The organism is Streptomyces sp. NPDC093064 (assembly GCF_044754605.1).
Classification (GTDB): domain Bacteria; phylum Actinomycetota; class Actinomycetes; order Streptomycetales; family Streptomycetaceae; genus Streptomyces.
The window spans coordinates 239,656-265,471 of record NZ_JBIVPK010000006.1 but is presented as its reverse complement, the minus strand read 5'-3'; the positions used below and the strand labels follow the sequence as shown (position 1 = coordinate 265,471).

Genomic DNA, 25,816 nt, shown 5'->3' with positions numbered 1-25,816 from the left:
CACGCCCACGACTTCGGGGATGCTTCGGCACACGCCGCCGCACGACATCCGGGCGCCGGTTCCGCCCCCGTCGTTCTGTCGAATGCGTGACGTGCGTACCGCGGTGCGCGACCCGTCGCGTCTTTGTATGCTTTCGTCATTCTTTGTACCTTCTTTGCGTATTCAGTGAGCCGGTTTACCAAAGACGGACGGCTGTTCGACGCTGAGAACGGGCTGTCACCGATCGGCTGTGGGCCATATGGATGGCCGGCATGGGCCGCTGACCCCCGCACGGCTTCGTTCGGCCCGCGGGCGTCCCGCGGATGGCTCCGGGGAGCGGGAGACCGGCCCGGACAACGGGATTCCGCCCTTCCTGACCGAGGAAGAGAGAGCACCGCGGCCAAGGCCGCCCTCGGTCCCCCGCTCGGACGTACGGAGAGGGTGTCAGTAGTCCGAATGCGACGCTCAGGTGGTGGGGCGTCAGAATTCCGCTGAAGGTGATCACGTTGCGGCTGCGATTCCCGATTGAGTGGGCGTTGGGCCGGCTCTCGCAGTCGTGACGGAAGGAACACCCATGCGTATCACCCGTACCCTGTTCACCTCCGCGGCCCTGGCCGCGGCTGTGGCGTTCTCCGCCCCTGCTGCGAGCGCGGTGACCCTGACCGCGCTCCCCTCCTCGCAGCAGCAGGCCGTCAAGGCCGACCACTCCCGCGGCGGGGACTCCGACGACAACGACCGTGACGAGGGCCAGAAGGGCGAGGACCGCGGCGACGACGAAGGCCGCGGTGGCCGCGACAACGACGACCAGGGCCGCGACTACGGCGACAAGGGCGGCAAGGGCCGTGACAACGGCGGCGAGGACCGTGGCAAGGGTCGCAAGGGCAAGCCGCACGGTGGCGTGCACGCCGGTGGCGGAGCCCTGGCCCTGTTGAAGGCTGACGGCGACCGTGGTGGTCGTGACGAGGACGAGCGCGGTGACCGCGACGAGGGTCGCGAGGGCCACGAAAAGGGCGGCAAGAGCCGTGGCGAGGGTTGCGACGACGACTGCGGTAAGGGCCACAAGGGACACAAGGGCCACAAGGGCCAGCCGCACGGTGGCGTGCACGCCGGTGGCGGAGCCCTGGCCCTGTTGAAGGCTGACGACGACGGTGGTCGTGACGAGGACGAGCGCGGTGACAGCGACGAGGGTCGCGAGGGCCGTGACAACGGTGGCGAGGACCGTGGCGAGGACCGTGGCGAGGGTGGCAAGGGCCGGCCGCACGGTGGCGTGCACGCCGGCGGTGGCGGGCTGGCCCAGTCCTCCAACACTCTGGGCCTCGGGGCGGGGGCCGCGCTGCTGCTCGGCGGCCTGGGTGCCGGCGCGTACATGCTCCGCCGCCGTCAGGCGTCGGACCCCTCCGCGGCCTGATCGGGCTGCTCTTGCTTGTCGCTGGGCTGCCGCGGTCCGCGTCACCTCCCCAGGAGGGCAGCGCGGGCCGCGGCAGCGGCGGCCGACCCCAACCGTCGCCCGCGGCCAGTACCACCCCATGACGAAAGGCACCGTCCATGGCTTCTCAGCAGCCGCCCCAGACGGAGCAGCGCGGGATCAAGCCCGCCAAGCGTCGTTCCCGGCTCCGCCTGCTGTGGCCCGCGGCAGCGGTCGGGCTGGGCATCGCTCTCATTCACAACTCCCTGGTCGCGGCGCCCGTGGCGCACCCCACGCACACGAACGGTCCGGCGGCGATCACCTCCCTGGCTCCCCTGTCGCCGGAGCCGAGCGTCGACACCAGGACCGAGACCAGGACCCGCACGAAGACCGACCCCAGGACCCGCACGAAGACCGACCCCAGGACCGGCACGACGACCGATCCCGGGACCGGCACGACGACTGATCCCAAGGCCGACCTCAAGACCGGCACGACGACCGATCCCAGGACCGGCACGACGACCGACTCCACAACCCACCCAAGGACCGGCACCAAGGCCGGCAAGTCGCTGCCCCGCTCGGCACCGACGCGGATCTCGATCCCGGACATCGGGGTGGACGCGCCGTTCACCAAACTGTCCGTCAACGCCTCGGGACAACTGAACCCGCCGCCGGCCGAGAACACCAACCTGGTCGGATGGTTCAAGGGCGGGCCGTCGCCCGGCGAGCGCGGAGCGTCGGTCGTCGTCGGTCATCTGGACACCAAGACCGGTCCCGCGGTCTTCGCCGAGCTGGACTCGCTCGAACCCGGAGCCGTCGTGAAGATCACCCGCGCGGACGGCACCGTCGCCCGCTTCAAGGTCGACTCCATCGATGCCTTCAGCAAGGCGCACTTCCCCGACGACAGGGTCTACGCGGACACCGCGACCCCCCAGCTGCGGCTGATCACCTGCGGCGGGAAGTTCGACCGTGCCAAGGGGGGCTACCAGGAGAACGTGGTCGTGTTCGCCCACCTCGCCTCGAGCTCGCGAAGCTGACGAACCGGGAAGGGTGCGTACCAGTGCGTGTCGCACCCACCCCGGCCTGCATGGCTCGCCGCCCGGCGCACCAGCGGAGACAATGGACTGCCGGGAGCGGTGAGGTGGTTGCGATGCCCGCATGGCACCTGCGCGACTATCGCGACGACGATCTTGACCAGGCGATCCTGATCTGGGAGGAGAGCCGGCAGGCCAGCGAGGATCCGGTCTTCCCGGTCTCGGAGGTGATGGCCGAGGCCCGGGCCGGACAGAACGCCGTGGTCGCCGTCGTGGGTGACGAACTGGTGGGCATGGCCGCGGCACGGGCAAGCGGCCAGCGAGGATGGGTCCTCCTGGTGGCGCTCGCCGCCCGGTGGCGTCAGCGCGGCATCGGCAGCGCCCTCCTCACCGAACTGGAACGGCGCCTGAGGGCACTGGGCGTGCGTCGCATCAGCGCCCTGCTGCCGCCCGGCGCCGCCGGAACCACGGCCCTGGAACACTGCGGCTACCGGCTCCGGGACGACCTGGTCTACTACGAGAAACTCGAACCGCAGGGACCCTCCAACGCAGGCGCCCTCACGGAACTGGGCGGGCGCATGCTTCCCGAGGGGCTCTGGGACGCCATGGCCGGCATGGAACGGGAGAAGCAGGTCGTCGAACGGCGTGTCGTGCTCCCTCTGGCGGAGCCGACGCTCGCCGACCGCTACGGCGTCGTCCCACCGAAAGGGGTCATCCTCTTCGGCCCGCCCGGCACCGGGAAAACCAGTTTCGCCAAGGCGGTGGCCTCGCGGCTCGGCTGGCCGTTCGTGGAACTCTTCCCGTCCCGGCTCGCCGCCGACACGAGCGAGGGGCTGGCGGCGGCGCTGCGGGAGGTGTTCGCCGATCTGGCGGAACTGGACTCGGTGCTGCTTTTCATCGACGAGGTCGAGGAGATCGCCGGTGTGCGATCCGGCATGGCGGTGGACCCGGGGCACGGGGTGACCAACGAGCTGCTGAAGCTGATCCCCGGCTTCCGCGAGCACGACTCCCGCCTGCTGGCCTGCGCCACGAACTCGGTGCGCTCCCTCGATCCGGCGTTCCTGCGGCCGGGCCGGTTCGACTACGTCATCCCGATCGGACCCCCCGACGCGATGGCCCGCTCGGCGATCTGGGACCGCTATCTCCGGGCGGCCGACTCGGTGGACGTGGCACAACTGGTCGCCGCCAGCGAGCTGTTCACCCCGGCCGACATCGAGTTCGCCGCCCGCAAGGGCGCGCAGGCGGCGTTCGAACGCGAGGTCACGCATCGGCAGGGCCGTCCGGCCACCACCGAGGACTACCTCGAAGCCATCGCCGACACCCGGCCCACGCTCACCGCGCAGGCGATCGAGGAGTTCAGCGAGGACATCGAGAAGTACAGTCGCCTCTGAGACGGGCGACGATGCCGGGCCGACGTCGACGACGAAACCGGCGTGCGGCGGTGACGCCGCGGTCGGGCGGGAGGCGGGTGTGGCGAGGTCACGCAACAGGGCGTCGCTGCGCCGGCGAGCGCGGCGCCGCAGGGCCGCGGCCGGTGGCGCGAGCGGCTACCGCGCGCCCGGCGCCCCGGAGGGTGCCGGATGGGGCATCGGCGCGGACCGGCAGCGGACCCTGCGGAAACTGGCCGATCGAGCGGACGCGTCCGCGGCCGCCCCGCTGCGGCGGCTCGTGTGGTGGTGCGGGTCCGTCGTGTTCCTGACCGGCATCGTGCTGCTGGGCACGGTGGCCGTCTCCGCGGTGGGATGGGCGGGCACCCCGGGTATGTTCACGGCCCGCGAGTGCCATCGGGAGGAGGGCGGCAGGGGAGGCAAGAGCAGGGCCTGCTCCGGGTCGTTCGTCGCCGAGGACGGAAGCCTCGTCGACACGGCCGCGGTCCTGCACTGGGCGGAGGGCAAGGCGGGAGGACGGATCCGGGTCCGCACCCTGATCCTGGGCGGCTACCAGAGGGAGAGCGCGCTCGACGCGGCACTGGTCGCCGTCCTCATCGCGCTTCTCGCCGCCCCGGCGATCGGCTGCGCCTTCGCCGGCCTGTCCCGCCACAGCCAGGACCGCCTCGCCGTCCGGCTGCCCGGCCGGGCCTTCAAGTCCTATGTGCGATGGAGGTCCTGACGGCGCGGAACCGTCGTCCCGACGGACGACCAACCGGGCATCCCGGGCCGGACGCCGTCCGGCGGCTCCGCTGCCCCGGTTCGCTTGCCGCGGGTGGTTACGACGGGTCGCCGGTCGGCAGTTCCAGGAGGAGTTCGTAGCCCCCGTCGGCCGTGGGCCCGGACGTGACGGTGCCGCCGAGGAGCTCGGCGCGCTGGCGCAGGCCGGCCAGGCCGTGGCGGGCGCTGGGCAGCGGGAGGGCGGACCGGGTGGGGGCGGTGTTGGCGATCGTGGCGCGCAGCGTGCCGCCGCTGTGCTGGACGCGGACGGTCGCCGTGGCGCCGGGCGCGTGTTTGCGGATGTTGGTCAGGGCCTCCTGCACGGTGCGGTAGACGGCGCGCTGAACCGGGGGAGGAAGGTCCTCGGGCAGGTCCGTCTTCAGTTCCGCCTCGATGCCGCTGCCGTCCACCAGCCGTCGCAGGTCGGCGAGGGACGGCTGGGGGGTCAGCTCGGTGGGGCGGCTGCCGGAGGCGCGCAGCACGCTGACCATGTGCCGCAGCTCGTCGAGGGTCTCCACACTGAGCCGCCGGATGGTCGCCGCGGCCTTCCTCGTCCCGGTGTCGGGACCGGCCACCTGGAGCGCCCCGGCCTGGACGGCGATCAGGCTGACCTGGTGGGACACCACGTCGTGCATCTCCCGGGCGAGCTGCGCGCGTTCCTTCGCCAGGACGCTCTGGGCGGTCAGCAGCCGTTCGTACTCGCGGGCCTCGGAGATCTCGGCGAGCCGGAGGGACAGGTCGCGGCGGGCCTGTACCAACTGGCCCAGGAAGACGGGGGCGGCCGCGGTGGCCAGCGTGTAGCTGAGGTGGAACAGGCTGCCGGTGCGGGTGAGTTCGGCAGCCTTCAGGGACGACCACGGCCAGGGCAGGAAGTCGGTGGTCGCGTAGACCAGGGCGCAGCCGGCAAGGAGCGGGCGGTGGCGGCTGAGCGAGGAGAGCGTGTACAGCGCGGCCATCGGGGCGATCACCGCTTCGCCGACCAGGGCGCTCGGGAGCGTGAGCACGAACGTCGTGAGGGGCAGGCGGCGACGCAGCGCCAGGGCCAGGGCGGCGAGCAGTGCGCAGGCCGTGGCCGCCCGCGCCTCGACGTGGACGTGGACCGCGGCATCGGCCAGCGCGGCCAGGACCAGGGCGGCGTCCAGCAGGGCGGGCCGCGGCCGTCGGGGACTCATCCGGCACGGCCGTCCTGCGACGGCGTGAGCAGGCCCGCGCGTTCGGCGATCAGCGCCGCCTCGACGCGGCTGCCGACCCGGAGCTTGCCGAGGACGGCGCTGACATGGCCCTTCACGGTGCCGGTGCTCAGGTGCATCCGGGCGCCGATGTCGGTGTTGGCGAGCCCTTCGGCCATGAGGACGAGGACGGCGCGCTCGCGTTCGGTCAGCCGGGCCGTGAGCCGGACGGCGGACGGCTCGCGCACGCCGTTGTTGAGGTAGCCGTCCACCACCGTCCGGGTGACCGTGGAGGACAGCACCGTGCCGCCCTCGGCCAGGGCACGCACGAGAGACGGAAGTTGCTCGGGGTCGGTGTCCTTGAGGAGGAAACCGGCGGCGCCCGAGCGCAGCGCGGTCGCCACGTACTCGTCGGTGTCGAACGTGGTGAGCATGGCGACCACCGGAGGGTCCGGCAGGCGCCGGAGGCCGGCGAGGACGGTGAGCCCGTCCACGTCGGGCATCCGGATGTCCAGCAGGACCACATCGGGGCGCGACTCGCGCACCGCCCGTACGGCCCGGCCGCCGTCGACGGCCGCCACGACCTCGATGTCGCCCGCCGTGTTGAGGATGTGTGTGAAGCCCCCGCGGACCAGGGCCTCGTCGTCGACCACCACTACCCGGATCACGTGCGCTCCGCTCGTCGCAGCCCGTCGCTCGATCTGTATCACGCGGGGTGTCCGCCCGCTCGCGGACCGCAGGCGCCTCCCGCCGACCGGCGGCCGCGGCGCCGGCCGACCGGCCGGGGCGGCTCGGGCCGGTCGGCCGGGTACCTTCGGAAAGGAGACATGTACGTCGTGCCGGGTATTTGGCAGAGTCTGAGGACATGATGCAGAACGCAGTACCGTCGGCCGTGCCGTCACTGGCGCCGTCCGGGACAGGGGCCGAGCCCGCCGCCACCCGCGCCGGGCCGCCGTCGACGGGACGGCTGATCGGCATCGACCTGGCGCGCGGACTCGCGGTCTTCGGCATGTACTCCGCCCACGTCGGCCCCGACGTGACCGTGGGCGGGCCGGTGGGGTTCTTACTGGAGACGGCACGGGGCCGGTCCTCCGCGCTCTTCGCGCTGCTGGCCGGCTTCTCGCTGATCATCCTGACCGGCCGGCCGCGTCCCCGGACCGGGCGGGCCGGCCGTCAGGCGGTGGCCAGGATCGTGATCCGCGCCGCAGTGCTCGTGGTGCTCGGCTACGTCCTGACCGCCCTCGACACCGGCGTCGAGGTGATCCTCAGCTTCTACGGACTGCTCTTCCTGGCCGTCCTGCCGCTGTACCGGCTGCGGGCCGGGGCCCTGGCGCTCATCGCCGCCGCCGGTGCGCTGGTCCTGCCGCAGATCCTCTACGTGGTGCGGAAGTCGATCGAGGAGGGGCACTGGGCGGACGCGGTCGTCGCCCGGGACCCGCTGGCCCGGATCACCGGCACGCTCGGCATCATCGAGCTGCTGTTCACCGGGGGATATCCGGTTCTCGCCTGGGTGCCGTACCTGATCGCGGGCATGGTGGTGGCCCGGCTCGACCTCACCCGGCCCGGGGTCCGGTCCCGGCTGGGCGCCGCCGGCGGCGCCCTCGCCCTGCTCGGCTACGGCGGCTCCTGGCTGGCCCTGCGACTGGTCCCGCGCGCCCTGCCGGCCGTCTCGGCCGCCACGGACGGCGGCGCGGCGAACTCGGCGTGGTGGTCCGACCGGGTCGGCGAGACCGGGCACCACATCCCGCCCGCCTGGTTGCTGGTGGCCGCACCGCACAGTGAGACGACGTTCTCCATCCTCGGCAACACGGGCGTGGCCCTGGTCGTGATGGCCGTGTGCCTGACCGTCGCCGCCCGGCTGCCACGGCTCACGCGCGCGGCCAGGCCCGTCGCCGCGGTCGGCATGATCGCGCTGACCGTGTACGTCCTGCACATCGTCGCTCTGTGGCTGCTCTCCGACGTCTGGCACGTGGGCGGGATCGACGAGGACGGCATGTCCGCGCTTCCGGTGCTCCTCTCCTTCATCGCCGTCGCCGTGCTGCTGGCCACGGCATGGACCCGGCTGTTCCGGCGCGGCCCCCTGGAGTCCCTGCTCCACCTGGCCACCAGCCCGGCCCGGCACGTCCGCTAGACGACCCTGCCGCCACCGGTGGTGAACACGCCGGTGGCGGCAGGGCCAGGAGGTGCCGCTACGGCCGGTCGGCCGGCGGGTACCCGGTGGGCAGGTCCACCGGAGTGCCGTACACACGCATCTCGGCGGCGGCCGCGAACGGCTGGCCGTTGAGAGCGTTCAGCGCGGTGAACCTCACGTAGGAGGCGCGGACCGAGGGGAAGGAGATCCGCTGCATCTGCGGCGAGTCGACGAGGGTGCCCCTGGCCACCGTGGACCAGGTGCGGCCGTCGTCGGAGACGGCCACCTCGTAGTCCCCCACACGGCCGTTCTGACCGCCGCTCTGCCGGTCGAGGTAGCCGAAGCCGTTGACGTCGGCCGGACCGGCCGGCTTCAGCGTCACCCAGTGCGGGTACGGCGCGTTCCCGTGGCTGTAGTCGGTGTGCCAGATGGTGCCCGGGTCACCGTCCAGCACGTTGGCCACCGGGCCCTCCGCCGGTCCCGACGAGAGGTTCTCCGAGTCGGCGGTCGCCGTCATCGAGCCGGGCGAGAGGACCGGCACGGTCGAGACAGCCGCCCTGGCGTCCGCCGACACCGTCTTGGTGACGCCGGAATCAGCGTAGACGGCCGTCGCCTTCCAGGTCGCCGACGTCCCCGCGGCGCTCGCCGGCGGTGTGAGGATCCAGGTGGTGCTCACGGTCGCGCCCGGCTTCACGCTGTCGAAGAGGTTGCCGTCGCGCTTCTCGACCATCGCGGTCCAGCCGTCGGGCAGGCCGTCGAGCCGCAGGGCGACGTTCGTGACGTCGCTCTGCTCGTTGTTGGTGAACGTCGTGACGTACTCGCCCGGCACGCCGGGGCTCAGGTCGGCGCCGGCCGGAGTGGTCACGCTCGCGCAGGCGGCGCCGCCGCTCACCGGACCGAGGTCGGTCACACGGAAGTCGTCGAGGACGAAGTCCGTACCGGCCGCGCCGCCGAGCTTGCGCAGGCCGACCCAGGTGTCGCCGCAGCCGGCGACGATCTCCTTGGAGTAGGTCGCGGTGTCCAGCGCGGGGGCGAGCGTCTCGCGGGTGATGTCCTTGGAGACGGCCTTGCCGTCCCCGACCCGGTCCGCTCCCGTCACCCAGGCCCACTGGCCTTCGACGTTGGTCTGGTAGCGGAACGAGACCGCGTACTTGTGCCCGGCGGTGAACGGCACCGTGGCGGGGACCGTCCGGTACACCAGTCCCGTGTTCTCCTCGTGGGCCTTCAGCGAGTGCTTCCCACCGATGACGTCGTCCACCGCCTGGCCCTTGAGGGTGCCCGAGGCGTAGGGCGAGTAGGTGTTCTTCCAGGTCTTCTGGCTGTACGGGGCGTGCAGCTCGCTGACGCTGGTGCGAGGGTCGGTGGAGCCGCCCGCGTCGCCCTTCACGAACGGCCCCCAGCCGGGCTGGTTGCCCTCGAAGTCGTCGTGGGCGACCACGGTGCCGCCGGACGGGCCGTCCTCGCCCCGCGGCAGCGGCGTGGAGGTGTCGGCCATGATCCGCACGTCGTCGAGGGTGACCGCCGCGTCCCCGGCGGCCGCCCCGATCGCCACGGTGACCTCGCCGTCGGCGGGCGCGGTGAAGGCGACGGACGCGCGCTGCGCGTAGGTGCCCTGCTTGGAGTCGGCGGCCATGGTGTTCCGCAGCGGGGTGGTGTCGAAACCGTTGTGCGCCTTCACCCCGTCGCCGGTCACGCCCAGGGTGACGGCGCGGCGCTGCCCGGCGGCGACCTCGACATGGGCGCTCAGCGTGTACCGCCGGCCCGGCTTGAGGTCCTTGACCTGCTGGGAGATGCCGGACTCGCCGGTGCCGAGCCGCACGACGTTGTCACCGGTGGCGCTGCGCGCGACCGCCGCCCCGCCGCGCGGGTTCCAGGCGTCCAGGTTTCCGGCGTTGAAACCGGGGTCGGCCAGGCCGGTGCCCTCGCCGTAGTGCGCGTCCCGGTGCGGGGCCTGGTTCCCGTTCGGCACGAGGACGTAGGGCTGGTCCTTGTCGCCGGTGAGCGTCACCCGCCCGTCCTGGGCCTTCACCTGGGCGGCCTTCACCCGGCCCTGGTCGGTGAGCTTGTACAGCGTGAAGTTGCGGGTGGAGGCGAACTGCCGGGTCAGGTCGAAGGTGCGGGTGCCGCCGGAGGCGCTGTAGTAGTACATCTTGTCGGCCCGGCTCGGCGAGGAGGTGCCGTTGCCGTCCTTCGCCTCGCCCCAGGGCAGCAGATAGGTGTCGCCGTCGAGCACGACCGTGCCGTCCATCGACACCTGGCGCCTGCCGTCGGCCTTCGCGACCCGGACACCGCCGGTGAGGGTGGCGGACTTGCCGAAGTCCCAGTTCATGACCTGGTAGTGCTGGAGGAACTTGGTCGGCAGGTTGTCGGTCCAGATGTTCCGGTAGAAGGCGTTGAAGTCGTCGTGGCCGGTCCAGCCCTCGAACTCCTTGACGCTGGCCCCGCCGAGCAGCGGGTCCACGTTCCACACGTCGCGGTCGGAGTTGGCGATGAACCGGACGATGTTGGAGTTGATGCCCTTGTTGGTGGCGCCGCCGTAGCCCTTGTCGCTCGCCCAGTGGGACCAGGTCGACGTGCCCTCGAACTTGTAGGCCCACTCGGTCGCGACCTCGAAGCCCATGGTCCGCAGCCGCGCCGCCAGCGAGTCGGCCAGCCAGCCGCTGGAGTAGTAGACGTCTATGTAGAGGCCCTTGAGGCCCGGGGCTTCGCGGCGCAGCTGCTCGAACCGGTCGAGGACGGCTCCGGAGCCCAGGTCGGCGCGCTGGTCGATGTGGTACGACTGGTTCAGCCAGTTCCAGCCGTTGACCTGGCCCTTGACCAGGGCCTCACTGAAGTTCCTCGCCTGCGGGTACGCCTCGGTGGCGTTCACGTGCACGGCGAAGTCGGAGTTGTACTCGGCACCGGCCTTGGTGAGCTTGTTCAGGTCGGCGAGCCCGCCGGCCCGGGTGTTGTAGTTGCCGCCGTAGTCCGGGTGGGCCGAGTCGTGGCCCTCGCTGCCGTAGCCCTTCTCCAGGACCCACTGGCCGAGGTCGTCCGTGGCCATCGAGACGCGCTTGACGTTGTCGAGCGTCTTGAGGAACGGATTGGTCGCCTGGCTGGCGAAGTTGAAGGGGATGTGCTGCACGACGCGCTCGGGCACCCGGTCCGCGCCGAGCGGCCGGGGCATGTGGTCGCGATAGGCGATGGCGCCGTCCTGCCAGTCCACCCGGCCGTCCCCGTTGGCGTCCGCGGCGAGCACGACGGTCGTCTTGGGCAGGGCGTACGTCCTCACCCGCGGGTCGGTGGCGCCCCGGGGCGCGTAGGTGTAGGTGCCGGCCGACAGCTCCGCGCGCCGGGCGCCGTTGCCGGCGTCCACGATCCGCGACTGAAGGCGGGTGTTCCAGTTGTCGTTGTTGTCCTGCGCGGAGTCGTCGGTGGCGTTGGTGATGATGCCGCCCGCCAGGTCGCCGTTGCTCACGAAGCCGTACGGCGTGCCGACGGCGGCCTTGTCGGGGGCCGTGGCGGCGGTGATCGGGACGAACTCGTCGGCCGTGGTGGTCGAGTTCGTCGAGATCTTCGTACGGGCCAGGGCCGTGTGCGGGGAGGAGGAGTCGGCGGAGACGAGTGACTGGTCGGGGATCGACAACTGGTCGACGGTGGAGGCGGCGGCGCCCTCGATGCTCTTCACCGCGAAGACGACGGTCCCCTCGTCGGTCACCGTGATCGTCGAGGTGATGGTGAGGTCCGGCAGATCGGCGAAGACGGAGGTGTAGACGGCCTGGTTGTCGTTCGCCGTCATGGTCGTGGTGGCGGTGTGCGCCTTGCCGTTGACGGTGAAGGTGTCCAGGGCCCGCGCCTGGCCGCCGAGGGATCTGCCGTTCATCGTGTACGAGATGACCTGCGGGAACTCCTTGGCCACCTGGACCGTCAGGCCGGGACCGGTCAGCTCGACCGGTGTCGCGGGGTGGTCCGGGGGAGCCGGCGCCGCCGTCGTGGGCGCGGCGGCCGGGCCGGCGTGGGCGGGAAGGGCGCCGGCCGACAGCGTGCCGAGCGCGAGCAGCGCGGCGGTCGCCGCGGCGGCGCCTGTTCTCGACCGGGGCGTGCGTCGAGGGCGTTGCGGGTGGATGGCATCCACGGTGGGGCCTCCTGATGACTCCGGTACGGGAGAGAGGAAGACACGACCCTTGTCGGGGCCGGTGGGTCAGGGGGTCGGCGTCGCGTCGACGCCGACTTCGGCGACGGCGGTCCACGGGTTGCCGTTCACCTCGGACAGGGCGACGAGCCTGAGGTAACGCGCCGTCGTGGTCGGCACCGGCACCCACCGGGCCTCGGCGGTGTTGGGGAAGGTGCCCTTGGCGACCGGTTCGCCCCAGGTGCTGCCGTCGGTGCTCAGGTAGATCTCGTAGTCGGCGATCCGGCCGTTCCCGGAGCCGCCGCCGCTGCCGTGCCGGGGCAGGTAGGTGACGGCGCAGACGGACTTCGCCGCGCCCAGGTCGAACCGGATCTCGTGCGGTGGACGCGGCTCGTTCCTCGACCACTCCGTGTGCCAGTACGTCGCCGGGTTCCCGTCGATCGCGTTGACGGCCCGGCCGTCCTCCCCGGCGGTCTCCTGGCTGTCCGCGTAGGTGACGGCGGTCGGCCGGGTCGATGTGTCCGCGCAGCTCAGGCGCAGCTGCGCCGAGGCGGTGACCGTGTGGCGGACGCCCTGCACAGTGGAGTCGACCGCGACCCCGAGGGAGGCTGTCCCGGCCTGCGCCCGCTGCGGCGGCGCGGCGGTGAAGGTGGCAGTCCAGGTCGCCCCGGGCGCTACGGTCGACGCGGTCGCGCCGTCCGGGGTCACCGTCCAGCCGGCCGGGGCGGTCGGCCGGACCTCGACCGAGGAGGCGGGTGTGGCGGTGGTGTTGGCGACGGTGACGGTCAGCGTCGCGGTGCCGCCCGGCACGACGGTCGCCCGGTCGGCTGCCGCGGACACCCTCAGCACCGGCGCCAGGGTGAACACCGTGGCCCGGTGGCCGTCCGGCACCTGCTGCACCAGGCGGCCGTCGTCGTCGAGGACGGCCACCATCCGGGTGATCGCGTTGGTGAGGGTGACACCGCCGTCGGCCGCGGTGGCCTGCCAGCGCTGCAGCCGGTTGCCCGCGGCGCAGGTCTGCGCGGTGATCGGGGTGCCGGGCTCGAGCGGGGTGTTGAGGTAGCGGGTGCCGACCCGGGACTCCGCGCAGCGGCCGGTGGCGGCGTTGCGCAGCGTGTAGTAGCCGTCGGCGGTGGTGCCGAGGTCCCACGCCGACTCCGCTGCCCCCATGGTCAGCGGCGCGCCCTCGGCGGCCGTGGTCGCGGACAGGAACGCGTCGCCGCGTGCGAGGGTGTACGTGCCCGGCTGGACCGGCGTCCGGTCCACGTTTTCGAACCCGGGCGCCCGGCCGACCGCGTTCACCCGGGCGGTGAAGGCCGCGTAGTCAGGGTCGGGCTTGGGCCGGCCCCAGGTGACCTGGGAGACCAGGCGCAGCGGCGCGAAGACGTCGGACTCGACCTCGTTCTCGGTGTTGCCGGAGCCGTTGTCCGGCCACATCGTCAGCTTGGCGCCGGTGACACCGTCGGCCGACGGGACGGTCTCGCCGAGGAAGTTCCGCGGGTCCCAGCCGTCGTCGTACAGCTTCCGGGTGTTGACACCGTAGCTGCCACGGACGTGGTACAGCGCGTTGCTCGCGTTCATCAACCGGTGCCCCTGGGCCAGCAGCCGGCTGGGCTTCAGACCGGAGTTGGTCCAATGCTCGACGACGATATCGGGGTTGAGCGGCACCGTCGCGGCGGAGGTGATGCCGTCGTTCCAGATCCGCAGCGTCTTGCCCTTGGCCCTCACATGGGCGTCGACCCGGTTGACGAAGTCCACGAACGCGTCCTGCGGCACGGCGTCCGGGCCGAACTTCTCCTTGGCGTACGCCGCCATCTGCGGGTACCTGGCGTAGTCCGAGCCGAGCATGTACTCGTCCGCGCCCATGTGCCAGTACGGCGTGTCGAACACCGTGAAATACTCGTCGATGATCCGGGTCAGGAAGGTGAACGCCTCGGGCTTGGTGATGTCGAGGCGACTGACCTGCTTCTGCCCGGCGTTGTCGGTGAGTTGCAGGTCGGGGCGTTGACGGATCCACGGCTCGATGTGGCCCGGCGAGTTCACCTCGGGCACCAGCGTCACGTGGTAGCGGTGCGCGAGCCGCTGGAGGGCGGCGATCTGAGGCTTGGTGTAGTAGCCCCATTCGTTCGCCTCGGGGTGGGTGGTGCTCTTCACCTTCAGCTCGATCCACAGCTGATTGAGCTTCAGGTACGCCGCGTCCTTCACCAACCGCTCCAGCGACGGGGTGGAGACGTTGATGATGCAGGCGCAGACGCCGACGCCGCGTTCGGCGTACCGCGGCACGTCGACGGCGCTGCCCGCCGGTACAGCCGAGCCGCTGTGGAACATCTGCAGCAGGGTGCGGGTGCCGTAGAACGCGCCGGCGTCCGTCCGGGCGGTGACGGTGGCGGCGGTGCCGACGGTGAGCGTGTAGCCCTCGGCGCCCAGATCGGTGCGGGAGGTGTCCAGCCGCAGCACGATGTCGCCGGCCTTCGCCGCCTCGGTGCTGTGCACCACGGGCGGCCGCTTGCCGGTCTGCACCGCGATGTCGTCCGCGAACGTCGCGGCCTCGTCGTGCGTGGAGGTGGCGCGCGGGTCGACCAGCACGCGGCTTTGGCGGGTGAGGTGGAAAGCCCCCTCGGCGGGCTTCCAGTCGGGCAGTGCCGGGACCGTCACCGGCGCGGTCGTCGCGTCCGGTGCGGCCTCCGCGCGTGCGGGGGCCGTTCGCGCCGGGGCCGGTGTGGTCGTCAGCGTGGCCAGCGCGGTGACCAGGGCGGCCGGCGTGCCGACGCGGCGCCGGTACCTACGGGATCGGGGTCTCACAGGACCGTTCCTCCTCGGGTCGGGAGGGGGCGCAGGGCAGGGGCTTCACCTGGCCGCCTCCTCATGACGCTGATGGGGGCGGGGGAGACAGTAGGGGAATGGCATCGATAACACCAGATGCTGTTTGCGATTCGCTGTTGGGGATGGCATCGCCGTGCATCGTCGGAGAGCACTGCCGGCTGTCCGCAGTCGGCCGCAGCCGGGCCGGCCCGGTCGGGCACGGACAGGCCCCGACCGGGCACGGCAGAGCGGCGGCCGGAGCCGCCTCCTTCCGGGGCTGCTCCGGCCGCAAGCGGAGGGCTTTCTACTGGTCGCCGCGGCGCATCGGCGCGGTGCTCGCGCGCACGATCAGGGCCGGCTCGACGGACGCGGGTTCGGGGGCGGCGTCCGGGTCCTCCAGATGACGCATCAGATGGGAGACAGCGAGAGCTCCCATCTGCGTGAACGGCTGGGCGACGGTGGTCAGCGACGGCGAGCAGTACTCGGCCAGGGCGATGTCGTCGACGCCGACGACGGAGATGTCGTCGGGCACCCGCCTGCCGAGCTCGTGCAGCGCCCGGATCACTCCGAACGCCATCTCGTCGCTGGCCACGAAGACGGCCGTGACGTCCGGGATCCGGCCCAGGACGAGGCCGTTGCGGTACCCGGACGCGGGCGACCAGTCACCCTCCAGCTCGGGCGGGACGCTCCTGCCCTCCGCCTCCAGCGTGTCGCGCCAGCCCTGGGTGCGGCTGACCGCGTCGAGCCACTCGCGCGGACCGGCGACGTGCCAGACCGTCTCGTGCCCGAGGTCCAGCAGATGCCGGGTGGCCAGGCGTGCGGCCTGGGTCTGGTCGACGGCCACCACCTCGGTGGCGGAGGTGCGCGACCCGTCGATGGTGACGGTGGGAACCGAGCCCGTGAGCTGCTCGATCCGCCTGCTCACATGGATCAGCGGGACGGCGAGGACGATCCCCTCGACACCCTGCTCCTCAAGGCGCGCCAGCGCTCCCTCGATGGCGGAGGTGTCCAGGGAGGCGGTGGTGGCGGTGGAGACCGAGTAGCCCGCCTCGCGCGCCGCGTTCTCGATGCCGTACAGGACGGCGGTGCGCGAGTAGAAGGTGGTCTGCAGCGTCACCACGCCGATGGTGCGGCTGCGGCCGGACGACAGCATCCGCGCCGCGTTGTTCTTGCGGTACCCGAGCTGGTCGACGGCCGCGAGGACCTTGGCCCGCGTCCTCTCCCGCACGTTGGGGTGGCCGGACAGGGTCCGCGACACGGTCTGGGGGGAGACCCCGGCGAGCCGGGCGACATCGGTCATGCCCGGGGGCCGTGCGGCGCCGTCGCCTTCGCTCGGCTTCTTCATGCGTTCCCTCGTCCGCTCATCCCACCGCGATGATAGCGCCCGCACGGCGGTGTCCGTGCTGCTCGGAGTGCCTTTTGCAGCGGAGGCACCCTCCCATTGGCATCGCTATCATCCTGTGTCATAGTTCCGGCACGTCAGCGTGTCCCGGCCGTGCGGCGGACCGCAGGGAAGCCGGGTTCCGCTCTCCCCACCCCACGTCGAAGGAGAGGCCGTGAGGAAGCCAACCACGCGCAGGGCGGCAGTGACGAGCGCGGTCCCGCCCGGACCCGTTCCCGCGCGACGCCCCCGCGGTCGCGGGCCGGCCTCGTGCGCCACCGCACCATGAGAGAGGCACGCCCCATGCGCCGGCCGACGCCTGCCCTGTCCCACCCCGACGGCGAACTCCTGCGGCACGGCCGCCCGCACCGCGTCCTCGCCGGGTCGCTGCACTACTTCCGGGTCCACCCCGACCAGTGGCCGGACCGACTGGCGCGACTCGCCGCCATGGGGCTGAACACGGTCGACACCTATGTGCCGTGGAACTTCCACGAGCGGCACCGGGGCCGGGCGCGCTTCGACGGCTGGTACGACGTCGAACGGTTCCTCCGCCTCGCGCAGGAGGCCGGGCTGGACGCGATCGTGCGACCCGGCCCGTACATCTGCGCCGAATGGGACAACGGCGGGCTGCCCGCCTGGCTGACGGGCACCCCGGGGATGCGGCCGCGGTCCTCGCACGGCCCCTTCCTGGACGCGGTGGCGGGCTGGTTCGACCAGTTGATCCCGCGTCTCGCCGCGCTTCAGACGGCGCGGGGAGGGCCCGTCGTCGCGGTGCAGATCGAGAACGAGTACGGCAGCTACGGCGACGACCACGTGTACCTTCGCTGGGTCCGCGACGCCCTGGTGGAACGCGGCATCACCGAACTGCTCTTCACGGCCGACGGCCCGACCGAGCTGATGCTCGACGGCGGCACGCTGCCCGACGAGCTCGCGACCGCGACGTTCGGCTCCCAGGCGGCCGAGGCCGCCGCACTGCTGCGGGCGCGCCGCCGGGGCGAGCCGTTCGTCTGCGCGGAGTTCTGGAACGGCTGGTTCGACCACTGGGGGGAGCGGCACCACGTCCGGTCGCCTCGGAGCGCTGCGGAGACACTGGGCGACATCCTCGACGCCGGTGGCTCGGTGAGCCTCTACATGGCCCACGGCGGCACCAACTTCGGGCTCTGGGCTGGCGCCAACCACGACGGCGAGGCCATCCAGCCGACCGTGACCAGCTATGAATCGGACGCGCCGATCGCCGAACACGGCGGGCTCACCCCGAAGTTCTTCGCCCTGCGCGACCGGCTCGGCGCCGTGACCAGCCTTCTGGAGCAGCCACCGCCCGCCGATCCCGCGCTGCTGGCACCCCGTGTCGTCCCGGTCGTCCGGGGCGCCGAACTGCTCGGCGGGCTGGAAGCCGTCTCCCGGCCGGTGGACTCACCCCACCCGCCGAGCTTCGAGGAACTGGGACAGTCCTCCGGCCTGGTGCTCTACCGTGCGCACCCGAAACTCCCCGAAGGCGCCCTCGAATTGACCGTCAGCGGACTGCACGACCGCGCCCAGGTCTTCGTCGACGGCGCCCCGGCCGGCGTCGTCGACCGGGAGGCCGCCTCGCTCACCCTCCACGGCACGGGGCGGCGGGTACGGCTGGAACTCCTCGTCGAGAACCAGGGGCGGATCAACTACGGCCCGCTCCTCGGCCAGGGCAAGGGCATCCTCGGCCATGTCCGGGTGGGACGCCGGATGGTCCACGGCTGGACGACGCACCCGCTGCCGCTGGACGAGTGGTCGGCGGAGGAGGTCGACCGCGCGGCGGCCGCCACCGACCCGCGGGGACCGGCCGGATTCGCGACGGCACGGTTCACGGTGGACGAGCGGGCGGACACCTTCCTGGCGTTTCCCGGCTTCGGCAAGGGGTTCGTCTGGATCAACGGCTTCCTGCTCGGCCGGTACTGGGAGATCGGCCCCCAGATGACGCTGTACGTCCCGGCGCCGCTCCTGGTGCCGGGCGAGAACACCGTCACCCTGCTGGAGCTGGAATGTCTCGGGGAGCGGATCGAGTTGCGCGACGCGCCGGAGCTGGGGGAGACCGAGGAGTACGTCGAGACCTTCTCCTCGTAGCGGCACCGACAGCACGGCCGGGGTGAGCGCCGCAGGGGAGTCGGGCGGATCAGGGCGCCGTGAACAGGTTCGGGAAGCGGGGCGCGAGCCAGGGCCTGCGGCCCCAGGCGATGACGTGCCCCCGTGCCATGGCCCGCCACGGGTTGAGGCGGCCCAGCGCGATGAGGAGGAAGGCGACCGGTTCGATCAGGATCGTGCAGTCGGGCCGGATCGCGGGCCCTGAGGCCACGTGCACGGCGCCGTCGTCGAGAGCGACGCCGAACGCGGCGCCGCCGCGCAGGCGGATGGCGTAACGCGCCGTCATGCCCGCGGCGGACGCCGCGGTGACCCTCGGCATGACCAGGAGCATGAACGGCATGCACAGCCCGACACGGGCACGGTCGACCATGTGCGGGCGGCCCAGCGCCCGGGCCAGGTCGTAGCCGTGGCCCAGCATGTGCGTCAGGAGGTAGGACGCGAGCGTGGCCCTGTTCATGCGGCCCAGCGGCGTGACGAGCGCCGGGTCGTCCGCGGCGCCCTCGTCCGCGGCCCGGTCCACGGCGTCCAGGAACGCCTCGGCCTGTTCCACGATCATCGCCGCGAGCGGCTCGGGCCGACGCTCCTCGAACGCGGCGAGGGCCCGCGCGTTGGCCGCCGCCAGACTCTGCGGTGTGCCGTCCCCGTAAGGGCGATCCCGCCCGCGCGCGAGGTCGGCCATCAGCTCGTTGGCCAGCGCCAGATGGGCGGCCGCCTCGCCGACCGTCCACTCCGACCGCGGAACGGGAAGCGCCGGGTCGGCCGCGCCCCGCAGCAGCGCGGCGATGTCAGCGGCGGTCTCACGTATCGCTTCCGCGAGCCCTTCGGGCAACGGCCGCCCGTTGCCCGGCCGCACTGTGGGATGCACGCCCTTGGACCCCTTCCTGTCTCGTGTACGCGCGGTCGAGTTCCCGCTGTGAACGAGGGCCGAGCGTACCGGGTCGGGCAACCGGCGGATCGGTACCGCGACGGCTGCCCCACGATCCCGGCCGGGCCCGCTCCCAGGGTGCCCGACGGGGGATCAGAAGACGATCCGGGCCCGGCGGGCGGCCACGAGGGCGGCGTCGGATCCGGAGACCAGTTCCAAGGGCACGTCCGGATCGCGTCCGGCCAGGCCGCGCAGATAGGCGACGGCGTCCGCCCGGACGACCGACGCGGGCAAGCCCGAGCCGATCAGCCACGTGCCCCCGGCGGGCCCGGTGAGCTCCAGCACGACGGGTGCTCCGGACCAGGTCAGGGCCAGGTCGCGGATCACCTGCTCGACGATGAGCCGGTCGTGCTCCCCCACCACGAGGGGCTGCCCCGTGGCCCGTGCCAGGTCGACGCGGTGCATCCACAGGTCGCGGTTGTAGATGGTGTCGAGCAGATGGCCCACGGACATCCGGGGTGCCTCGGCCACACCGGTGGCGACCCGGGCGCGCCGCATCAGCCCCGGGCGGCGGCGACGGGCCTGTACGGCGCGGGGCCACAGCAGCGCGAACCGCTCGGCCAACTCCGGTCCTGAGGCGGTGGCGTGGTCGGCGATCTGGGCCGCCATGTGGGCGTCGACCGGGCCCATGCCCCGGTGGCGCCGCCTGCCCGTGATCTCCCTACGCACCATGGTGGCCAGGGAGATGTTGTCCTCGCACTGGGCGACGAGGTGGGAGACCAGCGTGCGCACGTCCCACTCCACGCAGTCGGTGGGACGGTGCCAGTCCTCGTCCCCGAGCTTGTCGAGTACGTCCATGGCGGCCCGGCCTTCCGCCTCTGCGATCGCGGCCGACTGGTCACGACCGGTCTGCGGCAGGCGTGCGGCCTCCCCGTAGGTCTGAGTCATCGCACTCGCCCTCCTCGGGGGCGTAGAAGTGGAAGAACATGTCGACCGTCGTCCGGGTGAGCCGGGTGAAGCGGCCCTCCTCGACCCGCGCGGACGGTTCGTTGGCGAGCTGCTGGCTGATCACGCCGGCCATCAGCGCCGTGTAGAGGGCCATCCCGTCCTCCTCGGCGGCGGCGGGCGACAACTGCCCGGCGCACACCGCGGCCTGGAGGGCGGCCCGCAGGAGTTCCAGTTGCCGCACCGCGGGTTCGAAGGCCCGCGGGGTCGGTTCGAATCCGGGCACGGGCCGCCAGTACAGCAGTTGTGCCAGGACCGGATGGGCCATCGCCCAGGCGACGGTGGCCTGCTGGCCCGCCAGGAGGGCACCGCGCGGATCCCGGGAGAGCACGGCCCGGTACGGCTCCAGGACGTCGACCGTCTCGCGCATCCCCCGCTCGAACAGCGCGTCGTAGACGGCCGTCTTGGAGGGGAAGTACTGGTAGAGCGAGGGCGGCCGCATACCCATCCGCCGGGCCACCTCGGCCATGCTCAGCGCGGCCACGCCTTCTTCCGCCATCACCTCGAGCGCGATGTCGAGGATCTCCCGCACGGTGTCGTTGCGCCGGCGCAGCCTCCGGTCCTCCCTCATGTCCTTAGGAAAACCTAATGGGCGTAGGGGAGTCAATACCCCGTCAGTTCCACGATCGGACACGCGGGGAGAGGGCATGCGTCGCGATCGCCCGGGCGTTGACGTGCGGTCAGGACTCCGCGACCCTCCAGTGACCGTGGCTCGCTCCGACCGCCCCGCGGACGGCTCGCGTCACGGCGGCACCCGCTCACCGACCTTCCGTACGGAACGGGTGTGGTGCGCGTACGGATGGGTGGTGGCGCGCGTGCGGATGGGCGGTGGCGCGCGGAAGGCCACCGTCAGGACGGGGCCCGGGTACGGATCAGGTCCACCGTCCGGTGCCGTAGGGCAGTGCCCCGTCGAGCAGCCGGTCGCGCAGTTCCTGCCGACGGACCTTGCCCGTCGCGGTGAGCGGGAGCTGGTCCAGGGGCAGCACCGTCGGCTCGCCGAGTGGCGGGAGGTCGGTCACGGCCTGCTTCCACGCGTCGAGGTCCAGCGTGCGGCAGTCCGCCGGCCGCGATGTCCAGCGGCCGGCTCAGACGGACCGTCGTCCCGGTGCCGCGGTCGGCCAGGACGTCGAAGAACGGTCCGGGGGCGAGGAGTTCCATCGGGTGACCTCCGAGGAATCCCGTTACGCGCACGGGAGCTGATGGAAGGTGGGGCGCGACGGGTCGGGCGGGCCTCCGCTCGGAGCGCGGGGACGCGGCTCGGGTCCTTGCCCCGCCCTTCCGGCTCAGGCGAGGCCGGTGATCGTGAGATTGACCGCCACGAGTGTGACGACCAGGATCCGGTGGGCCCGGATGCCGATCAGCCGGCCGCGCAGGACGTCACCGCGCACCATGCCGACCGTGAACTGCCGGACACGGGTCGCCTTCAGCGGGACGAAGGCGAGCGGCAACCACCACGGGGCGAATCCCAGCAGCGGCGCGGTGACGATCGCCATGGTCTCGAGTAGCGACAGCGCACCGATGAACAGGCGGTTGCCGCGGAGGGACAGCGGACACGCGGCGGTCGGCCGGCCCACCGCGCGGTCACCTGCGACGTCGTGGGTGTCGGAGTACACGCCGAACAGGACCGGACCCAGCCCGAACAGGAACGCCTCCACGGCCGCGAGCCCGGTCGCCTCCCCGGCGAGCAGGCCGAACAGCGGCAGCACGAAGGCGCAGCCGACCACGGCGAGGAACACTTCCTGGAATCCCCGGTAGCTGAGCCGCAGCCCCCACGAGTACTGCGGGACGACGACGGCGGCGGCCACCAGGGCGAGCACCGCCCACAACGGTCGGTGCGGCGCCCAGACCAGCGCCGCCGTCCAGCACAGACACCCGGCGACGAGCGCGCACCAGGCGAAACGGACCGCGGCCGCCTCGGTGAGCGTCCCGGCCGGCAGCGGTTTGCGGGCCAGTGCCCGTGCCTGCGCGTCGGGGCCGTAGTTCGCGGCGTCGCTTCCGTTTCGGTAGCCGGTGACGTCGTCGAACGCGACGGCCGCCGCCACCAGGCACACCTCGCCCAGCAGGAACGCGAGCAGTGTCGGCAGCGACCCGCCGTCGAGCCGCTGGGACGAGGGGAGCAGCGACCAGACGACGGCCAGGCTGAGGTAGTAGTCGACCAGGCCGAGCTTGGCCGGCCGGAGGTAGGCGGGCAGCCGCGCTCCCGGGTGCCGGCCGGTACGGACGCCGGCCTCCTGGGGCGGCGGCTCCGTGGCGGTTCCGGTGCTGAGCTCACTGGTCATGGACGCTCCCTGTGGTCGTGGCGTCGGGCGTCCGCGGGGCGCGGAGCAGCGGTGTCGCCGTGGTCCAGGTCTTCGTCATGCGGTGAACTCCCAGGGCGTGCCGGGCAGGACACAGCCGGCCCGGGTCAGTGCGGCGCCGAACCGCGGGTCCGCGGCGAGTTCGGTGAGGTCGGACGTCAGCGGTACCGAGGGCCCGGGACGGCGGGAGGCGTCGGCGCCGGATCCGTGCCGGGTCAGTACGGTCGCGGCGGAGAGCAGGGAGGTGTCCACCCGCAGGAGTGGGGCGCTGCCGTGCCGGTCGCGGCCGCTGGTGGAGCGCGCCGCCAGCGCGGCCAGCACCCCCTCGGCGCAGACCAGACCGCCGAGCACGTCGAGCAGCGTCATCAGCGAGGGCGTCGGTGGCTCGCAGTGCCGCCCGGTCAGCCCGGCCAGACCGCTGCCCGCCTGCACCAGGTAGTCGGTGCCGAGCGGCGGGGTGGGCCCGAGGGCCTCGCCCCAGCCGGACGCCCGGGCATGGACGAGGCCGGGCCGGACGCCGGCCAGATCGGGGGCGTCGAGGCGCCACGCGGCCGCCTTGCCGGGGGCCCAGTCGTGCAGGAACACATCGGCGTCGCGGACGAGTTCGCGGAGCGTGCCGCGGCCGCCGGGGGTCCGCAGGTTCGCCTCCACCGCGTCCTTGCCGTGGTTGAGCGCCAGGAACCGGGCCGAGCAGCCGCCGACCAGCGGCTCGGTGCCGCGCAGGGGGTCCCCGCCCGGCGGTTCGACCTTGATGACCCGGGCCCCGAGCCGGGCGAGTACGTGCCCGGCGAGCGGCCCCTGCACCTGTTCGGTGGACTCGACGACGACCAGCCCGGCGAGCGGCCCGGACACCGTGGGGGAGGCCGTGGCGGGTGAGGGCACGGAGGGCCCCGCCGCGGTGGGCAGTGCGCTGACGGTCCATGGGGTCTCGGGCAGGGCGCCCGGGTCCGGTGCGTCGGGGCCGCGGACGGGCAGCACGCTGACGTCGGTCCGGGCGGCCACGGAGCGGATCACCTGGTAGGAACGCCGCGCGGCGACGCGGTGCAGTGCGGCGGGCAGCGGGCAGACGGCGGTGGCGAACCGGTTCTGGAACGGCGACCAGCCCCGGCGGATCGCGGTCCGCTCGGCGTCGAGGAGGGTCCAGAAGCTCTGCCAGGCCTCGGCGTCGAGTGTCTCGATCTCGAACCTGACCCCGTCGGCGCTGGTGAACGGCGGTGCCGCGGCGTCCGGAGCGGGGGACGTCATCGGCACCGGCATGTCCGGAGGGTGCGTACGGGCGGCGCTCGCCATGGCCAGGTACTGGCCGGTGGCGAGCAGCGCGCCCTGCGCCACCGAGGTGCGCACCCGGCCGATCCGGGTGCCGCGCGCGGCGGCGTGGAACGCGGCGAGCATGCCGGTCACGGCGAGCACCCCGGCCACCGTTCCGGCGTAGTCGAGGCCGAGCGGCGTGGGCGCCCCGTACCGGCGCCCGTGGATGTGGGCGATGCCGCAGGCGGACTGCACATCGGCCTCGCTCGCCAGGGGCAGCGCCACCGGGCCCGCCCAGTCGATGGCGCAGGTGAGGCTGCCGGCACCCGTGGCGGCGACGAGGGTGCCCGCGTCGCCGGTGTCCAGGGGGCCGTGCCCCGGGCCGGTGGTGGCCGGTTCGCAGCCGAGGAGCGCCAGGTGATCGGCGGCGACCGCGAGCGCCGTCGAGCCGCCCGCGGTGCTCACCTGGATCCCGGCCAGCGGCCGGTGCGGTTCGGGCGCCCGACGCGCCTCGGTCCGTACGCACGCGTCGACGCTCACCGAGCCCGCCGCCCCTGCACGGAGTAGATCACGCACGAGCCGGCCCGGAACTGCGGATGCCGCATCACCTCGCGCACCTCGGCGAGTTCGGCGTCGGTCATGCCCGCGGCGACGAGGCGGTCACGCAGGTGGTGGGTGTGGTGGATCAGGAGGTGGACGCCGGGCGAGTCGGCGTGCCACGGCATCAGGAAGGGCACCGGGTCGATGTCGACGAGCCCGACGTCCCGCATTGCTCCGGCGGCGTGCCGTCCCCAGTTGCCGTCCGCTCCCGCCTGTGCGAACACGCGTGCCTTGGCCGCCAGGAACCGCTCGTACACCTCGGCTCCGGCACGGCTCGGCGCGAGCAGGGCCGGGCCGTAGTCGAGGTCGAACTCGTCGAGCTGGAGTCGGCCGCCCGGGCGCAGGGCCCGGGTCATCGCGGCGAGTGCCGCCCGGCGCTGCGGCAGAGGGAGCAGCACCAGACGGGAGTGGACCAGGTCGAAGGCCTCCTCGGGCAGCGGGTCGCGGGTCACGTCGTGCCGCAGCGTCCGAAGGCGCGGGTGTTCGGGGAGGTGCACCGGATTGATGTCCATGGCCACCACCTCGCCGGTGGGCGCCACGCGTTCGGCCAGCCAGGTGGCGACGCCGCCGCCGCCCGCGCCGACCTCGAGGCAGCGCCAGCCGTCGGTGACTCCGGTGCCGGCCAGCCGCGCGGTGGTGATCGGGTCCAGCGACGCGGCGAGGCAGCGGTGCTGCTCGGTCGCGTGGACGTTGTCGTTGTCGAAGGCGTATCCCTCGCCGGGATCCGAGACCGCGGTGGCGGGTGCGTGGAGAGCGGACTTCACCAAGTGCTCCTGGGATGCGGGTGAGTACGGGACCGGGCGCGCGGATGAGGCCGGGGCGACCCCGGCCCCGTCCGCCGTGTCAGGAGGAGAAGCTGCCGGACAGCTGCGTGGTGTGCATGCCAGACCGAGGACGCCCGCGAGGGACGCGGCGGCTAGGGCGGTGGCGAAGCGCTTGCCGACAGCGGTGCATGAGATCTCCTTGGACATCGCGGGCCCGTTGCCCGACGACACACACAGAAGATCACATTGAGCGACAGTCAGCTCGCTCTCCGTGGCGACTCTGTCCGTGGCCGCGCTGCGGCATCCCCGCGGTGCGGCCCGGGTTTGCCGCCGGGCCGGCCGGTTCCGGGGGCACCTGGGTTTCACCGCGCTGAGTGAGCATGATCGCCCGGTCGGAGGCGCGCGTCCTGTCGGCCTCCGGGGCCTGCGGCGGCCCGGTGCACAGCGGCGGCGGCCGCCGGCGAGCCGTCGGGCCCGTCCGGTCACTGGGGCCCCGGCGGGAGGGAGAGGCACGGATGGTGCGCGATCTGGTCGTCGTGGGTACGTCGGGCTACCGCTCGCCAGGACCGCCGGCGCCGCCGGGCTCACCGTCACCGGATTGGATGTGTTGCGGCAGGTCGTCGCCGGGATGAACGCCGGGCGCTCGCACATGCGGGACATGACCGACCACGAGGTGCGGGGGGTTCTCGCCGCCGGCCGTCTGCCACGCCCGGCCCTCACCCCCGCCGTGGCGTGCCGACCGGTACGGCGGCGGTCCTCCCGA

18 protein-coding genes are annotated in these 25,816 nt (G+C 72.8%); 6 read left to right on the top strand and 12 right to left on the bottom strand.

The genetic code is table 11. The features are described 5' to 3' along the window. Nucleotides 1–553: 553 nt before the first annotated feature. The 4 genes from ACIQFZ_RS10775 to ACIQFZ_RS10760 all read left to right on the top strand — a co-directional run bounded on the left by ACIQFZ_RS10775 (nt 554) and on the right by ACIQFZ_RS10760 (nt 4,527). Nucleotides 554–1,387, top strand: a complete 834-nt coding sequence (locus ACIQFZ_RS10775) for a hypothetical protein (protein WP_402691074.1) — start codon at nt 554–556, stop codon at nt 1,385–1,387. 137 nt (nt 1,388–1,524) lie between these two features. Continuing rightward, nucleotides 1,525–2,421 carry a class F sortase gene (locus ACIQFZ_RS10770; RefSeq protein ID WP_402691073.1) on the top strand — a complete coding sequence of 299 codons (897 nt, stop codon included), beginning with the start codon at nt 1,525–1,527 and terminating at the stop codon, nt 2,419–2,421. Between the two features lie 104 nt (nt 2,422–2,525). Next, nucleotides 2,526–3,809, top strand: coding sequence for an ATP-binding protein (locus ACIQFZ_RS10765; protein WP_402691072.1), 1,284 nt, complete (start codon nt 2,526–2,528; stop codon nt 3,807–3,809). 79 nt (nt 3,810–3,888) lie between these two features. Further along, a complete protein-coding gene (locus tag ACIQFZ_RS10760) occupies nt 3,889–4,527 on the top strand; it encodes a hypothetical protein (protein ID WP_402691071.1) in 639 nt (212 codons plus the stop codon). Between the two features lie 97 nt (nt 4,528–4,624). Here ACIQFZ_RS10760 and ACIQFZ_RS10755 read toward each other — a convergent pair whose 3' ends face one another. Next, complete coding sequence (locus ACIQFZ_RS10755) at nt 4,625–5,737, bottom strand: sensor histidine kinase (RefSeq protein ID WP_402691070.1); 1,113 nt, start codon at nt 5,735–5,737, stop codon at nt 4,625–4,627. Further along, nucleotides 5,734–6,402 carry a response regulator transcription factor gene (locus tag ACIQFZ_RS10750; RefSeq protein WP_365426433.1) on the bottom strand — a complete coding sequence of 223 codons (669 nt, stop codon included), beginning with the start codon at nt 6,400–6,402 and terminating at the stop codon, nt 5,734–5,736. The genes ACIQFZ_RS10755 and ACIQFZ_RS10750 overlap by 4 nt, the downstream gene beginning before the upstream one ends. Before the next feature lie 200 nt (nt 6,403–6,602). Between ACIQFZ_RS10750 and ACIQFZ_RS10745 the strand changes: the two genes are divergently transcribed. Further along, on the top strand, nt 6,603–7,865 hold the full coding sequence (locus ACIQFZ_RS10745; RefSeq protein ID WP_402691088.1) for a DUF418 domain-containing protein: 1,263 nt from the start codon (nt 6,603–6,605) through the stop codon (nt 7,863–7,865). Between the two features lie 58 nt (nt 7,866–7,923). Here the strand turns inward: ACIQFZ_RS10745 and ACIQFZ_RS10740 are convergent, their stop codons facing one another. The 3 genes from ACIQFZ_RS10740 to ACIQFZ_RS10730 all read right to left on the bottom strand — a co-directional run bounded on the left by ACIQFZ_RS10740 (nt 7,924) and on the right by ACIQFZ_RS10730 (nt 16,123). Continuing rightward, nucleotides 7,924–11,979: an endo-alpha-N-acetylgalactosaminidase family protein gene (locus ACIQFZ_RS10740; protein WP_402691069.1), complete on the bottom strand. Its 4,056-nt coding sequence runs from the start codon at nt 11,977–11,979 to the stop codon at nt 7,924–7,926. 66 nt (nt 11,980–12,045) lie between these two features. Then, a complete protein-coding gene (locus ACIQFZ_RS10735) occupies nt 12,046–14,778 on the bottom strand; it encodes a family 20 glycosylhydrolase (protein WP_402691068.1) in 2,733 nt (910 codons plus the stop codon). Between the two features lie 304 nt (nt 14,779–15,082). Beyond that, entirely contained in the window at nt 15,083–16,123 is a 1,041-nt protein-coding gene (locus ACIQFZ_RS10730; RefSeq protein WP_402691067.1) for a LacI family DNA-binding transcriptional regulator, read from the bottom strand. A 339-nt stretch (nt 16,124–16,462) separates the two neighbouring features. Here ACIQFZ_RS10730 and ACIQFZ_RS10725 point away from each other — a divergent pair, with 339 nt between their 5' ends. Further along, nucleotides 16,463–18,256: a beta-galactosidase gene (locus tag ACIQFZ_RS10725; protein WP_402691066.1), complete on the top strand. Its 1,794-nt coding sequence runs from the start codon at nt 16,463–16,465 to the stop codon at nt 18,254–18,256. A 49-nt stretch (nt 18,257–18,305) separates the two neighbouring features. Here ACIQFZ_RS10725 and ACIQFZ_RS10720 read toward each other — a convergent pair whose 3' ends face one another. The 7 genes from ACIQFZ_RS10720 to ACIQFZ_RS10690 all read right to left on the bottom strand — a co-directional run bounded on the left by ACIQFZ_RS10720 (nt 18,306) and on the right by ACIQFZ_RS10690 (nt 25,053). After that, nucleotides 18,306–19,139 (bottom strand): maleylpyruvate isomerase family mycothiol-dependent enzyme, encoded by an 834-nt coding sequence (locus ACIQFZ_RS10720; protein WP_376651451.1) that lies wholly within the window; start codon nt 19,137–19,139, stop codon nt 18,306–18,308. 153 nt (nt 19,140–19,292) lie between these two features. Next, nucleotides 19,293–20,087: a maleylpyruvate isomerase family mycothiol-dependent enzyme gene (locus tag ACIQFZ_RS10715; protein ID WP_365423911.1), complete on the bottom strand. Its 795-nt coding sequence runs from the start codon at nt 20,085–20,087 to the stop codon at nt 19,293–19,295. Continuing rightward, entirely contained in the window at nt 20,038–20,715 is a 678-nt protein-coding gene (locus ACIQFZ_RS10710; protein WP_365423908.1) for a TetR/AcrR family transcriptional regulator, read from the bottom strand. Before ACIQFZ_RS10710 ends, ACIQFZ_RS10715 begins: the two co-directional genes overlap by 50 nt. Nucleotides 20,716–21,016: 301 nt before the next feature. After that, complete coding sequence (locus ACIQFZ_RS10705) at nt 21,017–21,163, bottom strand: hypothetical protein (RefSeq protein ID WP_383058374.1); 147 nt, start codon at nt 21,161–21,163, stop codon at nt 21,017–21,019. A 264-nt stretch (nt 21,164–21,427) separates the two neighbouring features. Further along, the gene (locus ACIQFZ_RS10700; protein ID WP_383058372.1) at nt 21,428–22,423 is read right to left on the bottom strand and encodes a UbiA family prenyltransferase; all 996 of its coding nucleotides are present in this window, start codon (nt 22,421–22,423) and stop codon (nt 21,428–21,430) included. A 75-nt stretch (nt 22,424–22,498) separates the two neighbouring features. Then, nucleotides 22,499–24,229, bottom strand: coding sequence for a CoA transferase (locus ACIQFZ_RS10695; protein ID WP_402691065.1), 1,731 nt, complete (start codon nt 24,227–24,229; stop codon nt 22,499–22,501). Further along, a complete protein-coding gene (locus ACIQFZ_RS10690; protein WP_383058369.1) occupies nt 24,226–25,053 on the bottom strand; it encodes a class I SAM-dependent methyltransferase in 828 nt (275 codons plus the stop codon). Before ACIQFZ_RS10690 ends, ACIQFZ_RS10695 begins: the two co-directional genes overlap by 4 nt. Nucleotides 25,054–25,816: the final 763 nt, after the last annotated feature.

Coding starts and splice junctions, on each gene's coding strand:
- ACIQFZ_RS10755 (WP_402691070.1), bottom strand. CDS start 5,737: ATGAGTCCCCGACGGCCGCGGCCCGCCCTGCTGGACGCCGCCCTGGTC.
- ACIQFZ_RS10775 (WP_402691074.1), top strand. CDS start 554: ATGCGTATCACCCGTACCCTGTTCACCTCCGCGGCCCTGGCCGCGGCT.
- ACIQFZ_RS10730 (WP_402691067.1), bottom strand. CDS start 16,123: ATGAAGAAGCCGAGCGAAGGCGACGGCGCCGCACGGCCCCCGGGCATG.
- ACIQFZ_RS10710 (WP_365423908.1), bottom strand. CDS start 20,715: ATGAGGGAGGACCGGAGGCTGCGCCGGCGCAACGACACCGTGCGGGAG.
- ACIQFZ_RS10715 (WP_365423911.1), bottom strand. CDS start 20,087: ATGACTCAGACCTACGGGGAGGCCGCACGCCTGCCGCAGACCGGTCGT.
- ACIQFZ_RS10700 (WP_383058372.1), bottom strand. CDS start 22,423: ATGACCAGTGAGCTCAGCACCGGAACCGCCACGGAGCCGCCGCCCCAG.
- ACIQFZ_RS10770 (WP_402691073.1), top strand. CDS start 1,525: ATGGCTTCTCAGCAGCCGCCCCAGACGGAGCAGCGCGGGATCAAGCCC.
- ACIQFZ_RS10745 (WP_402691088.1), top strand. CDS start 6,603: ATGCAGAACGCAGTACCGTCGGCCGTGCCGTCACTGGCGCCGTCCGGG.
- ACIQFZ_RS10725 (WP_402691066.1), top strand. CDS start 16,463: ATGCGCCGGCCGACGCCTGCCCTGTCCCACCCCGACGGCGAACTCCTG.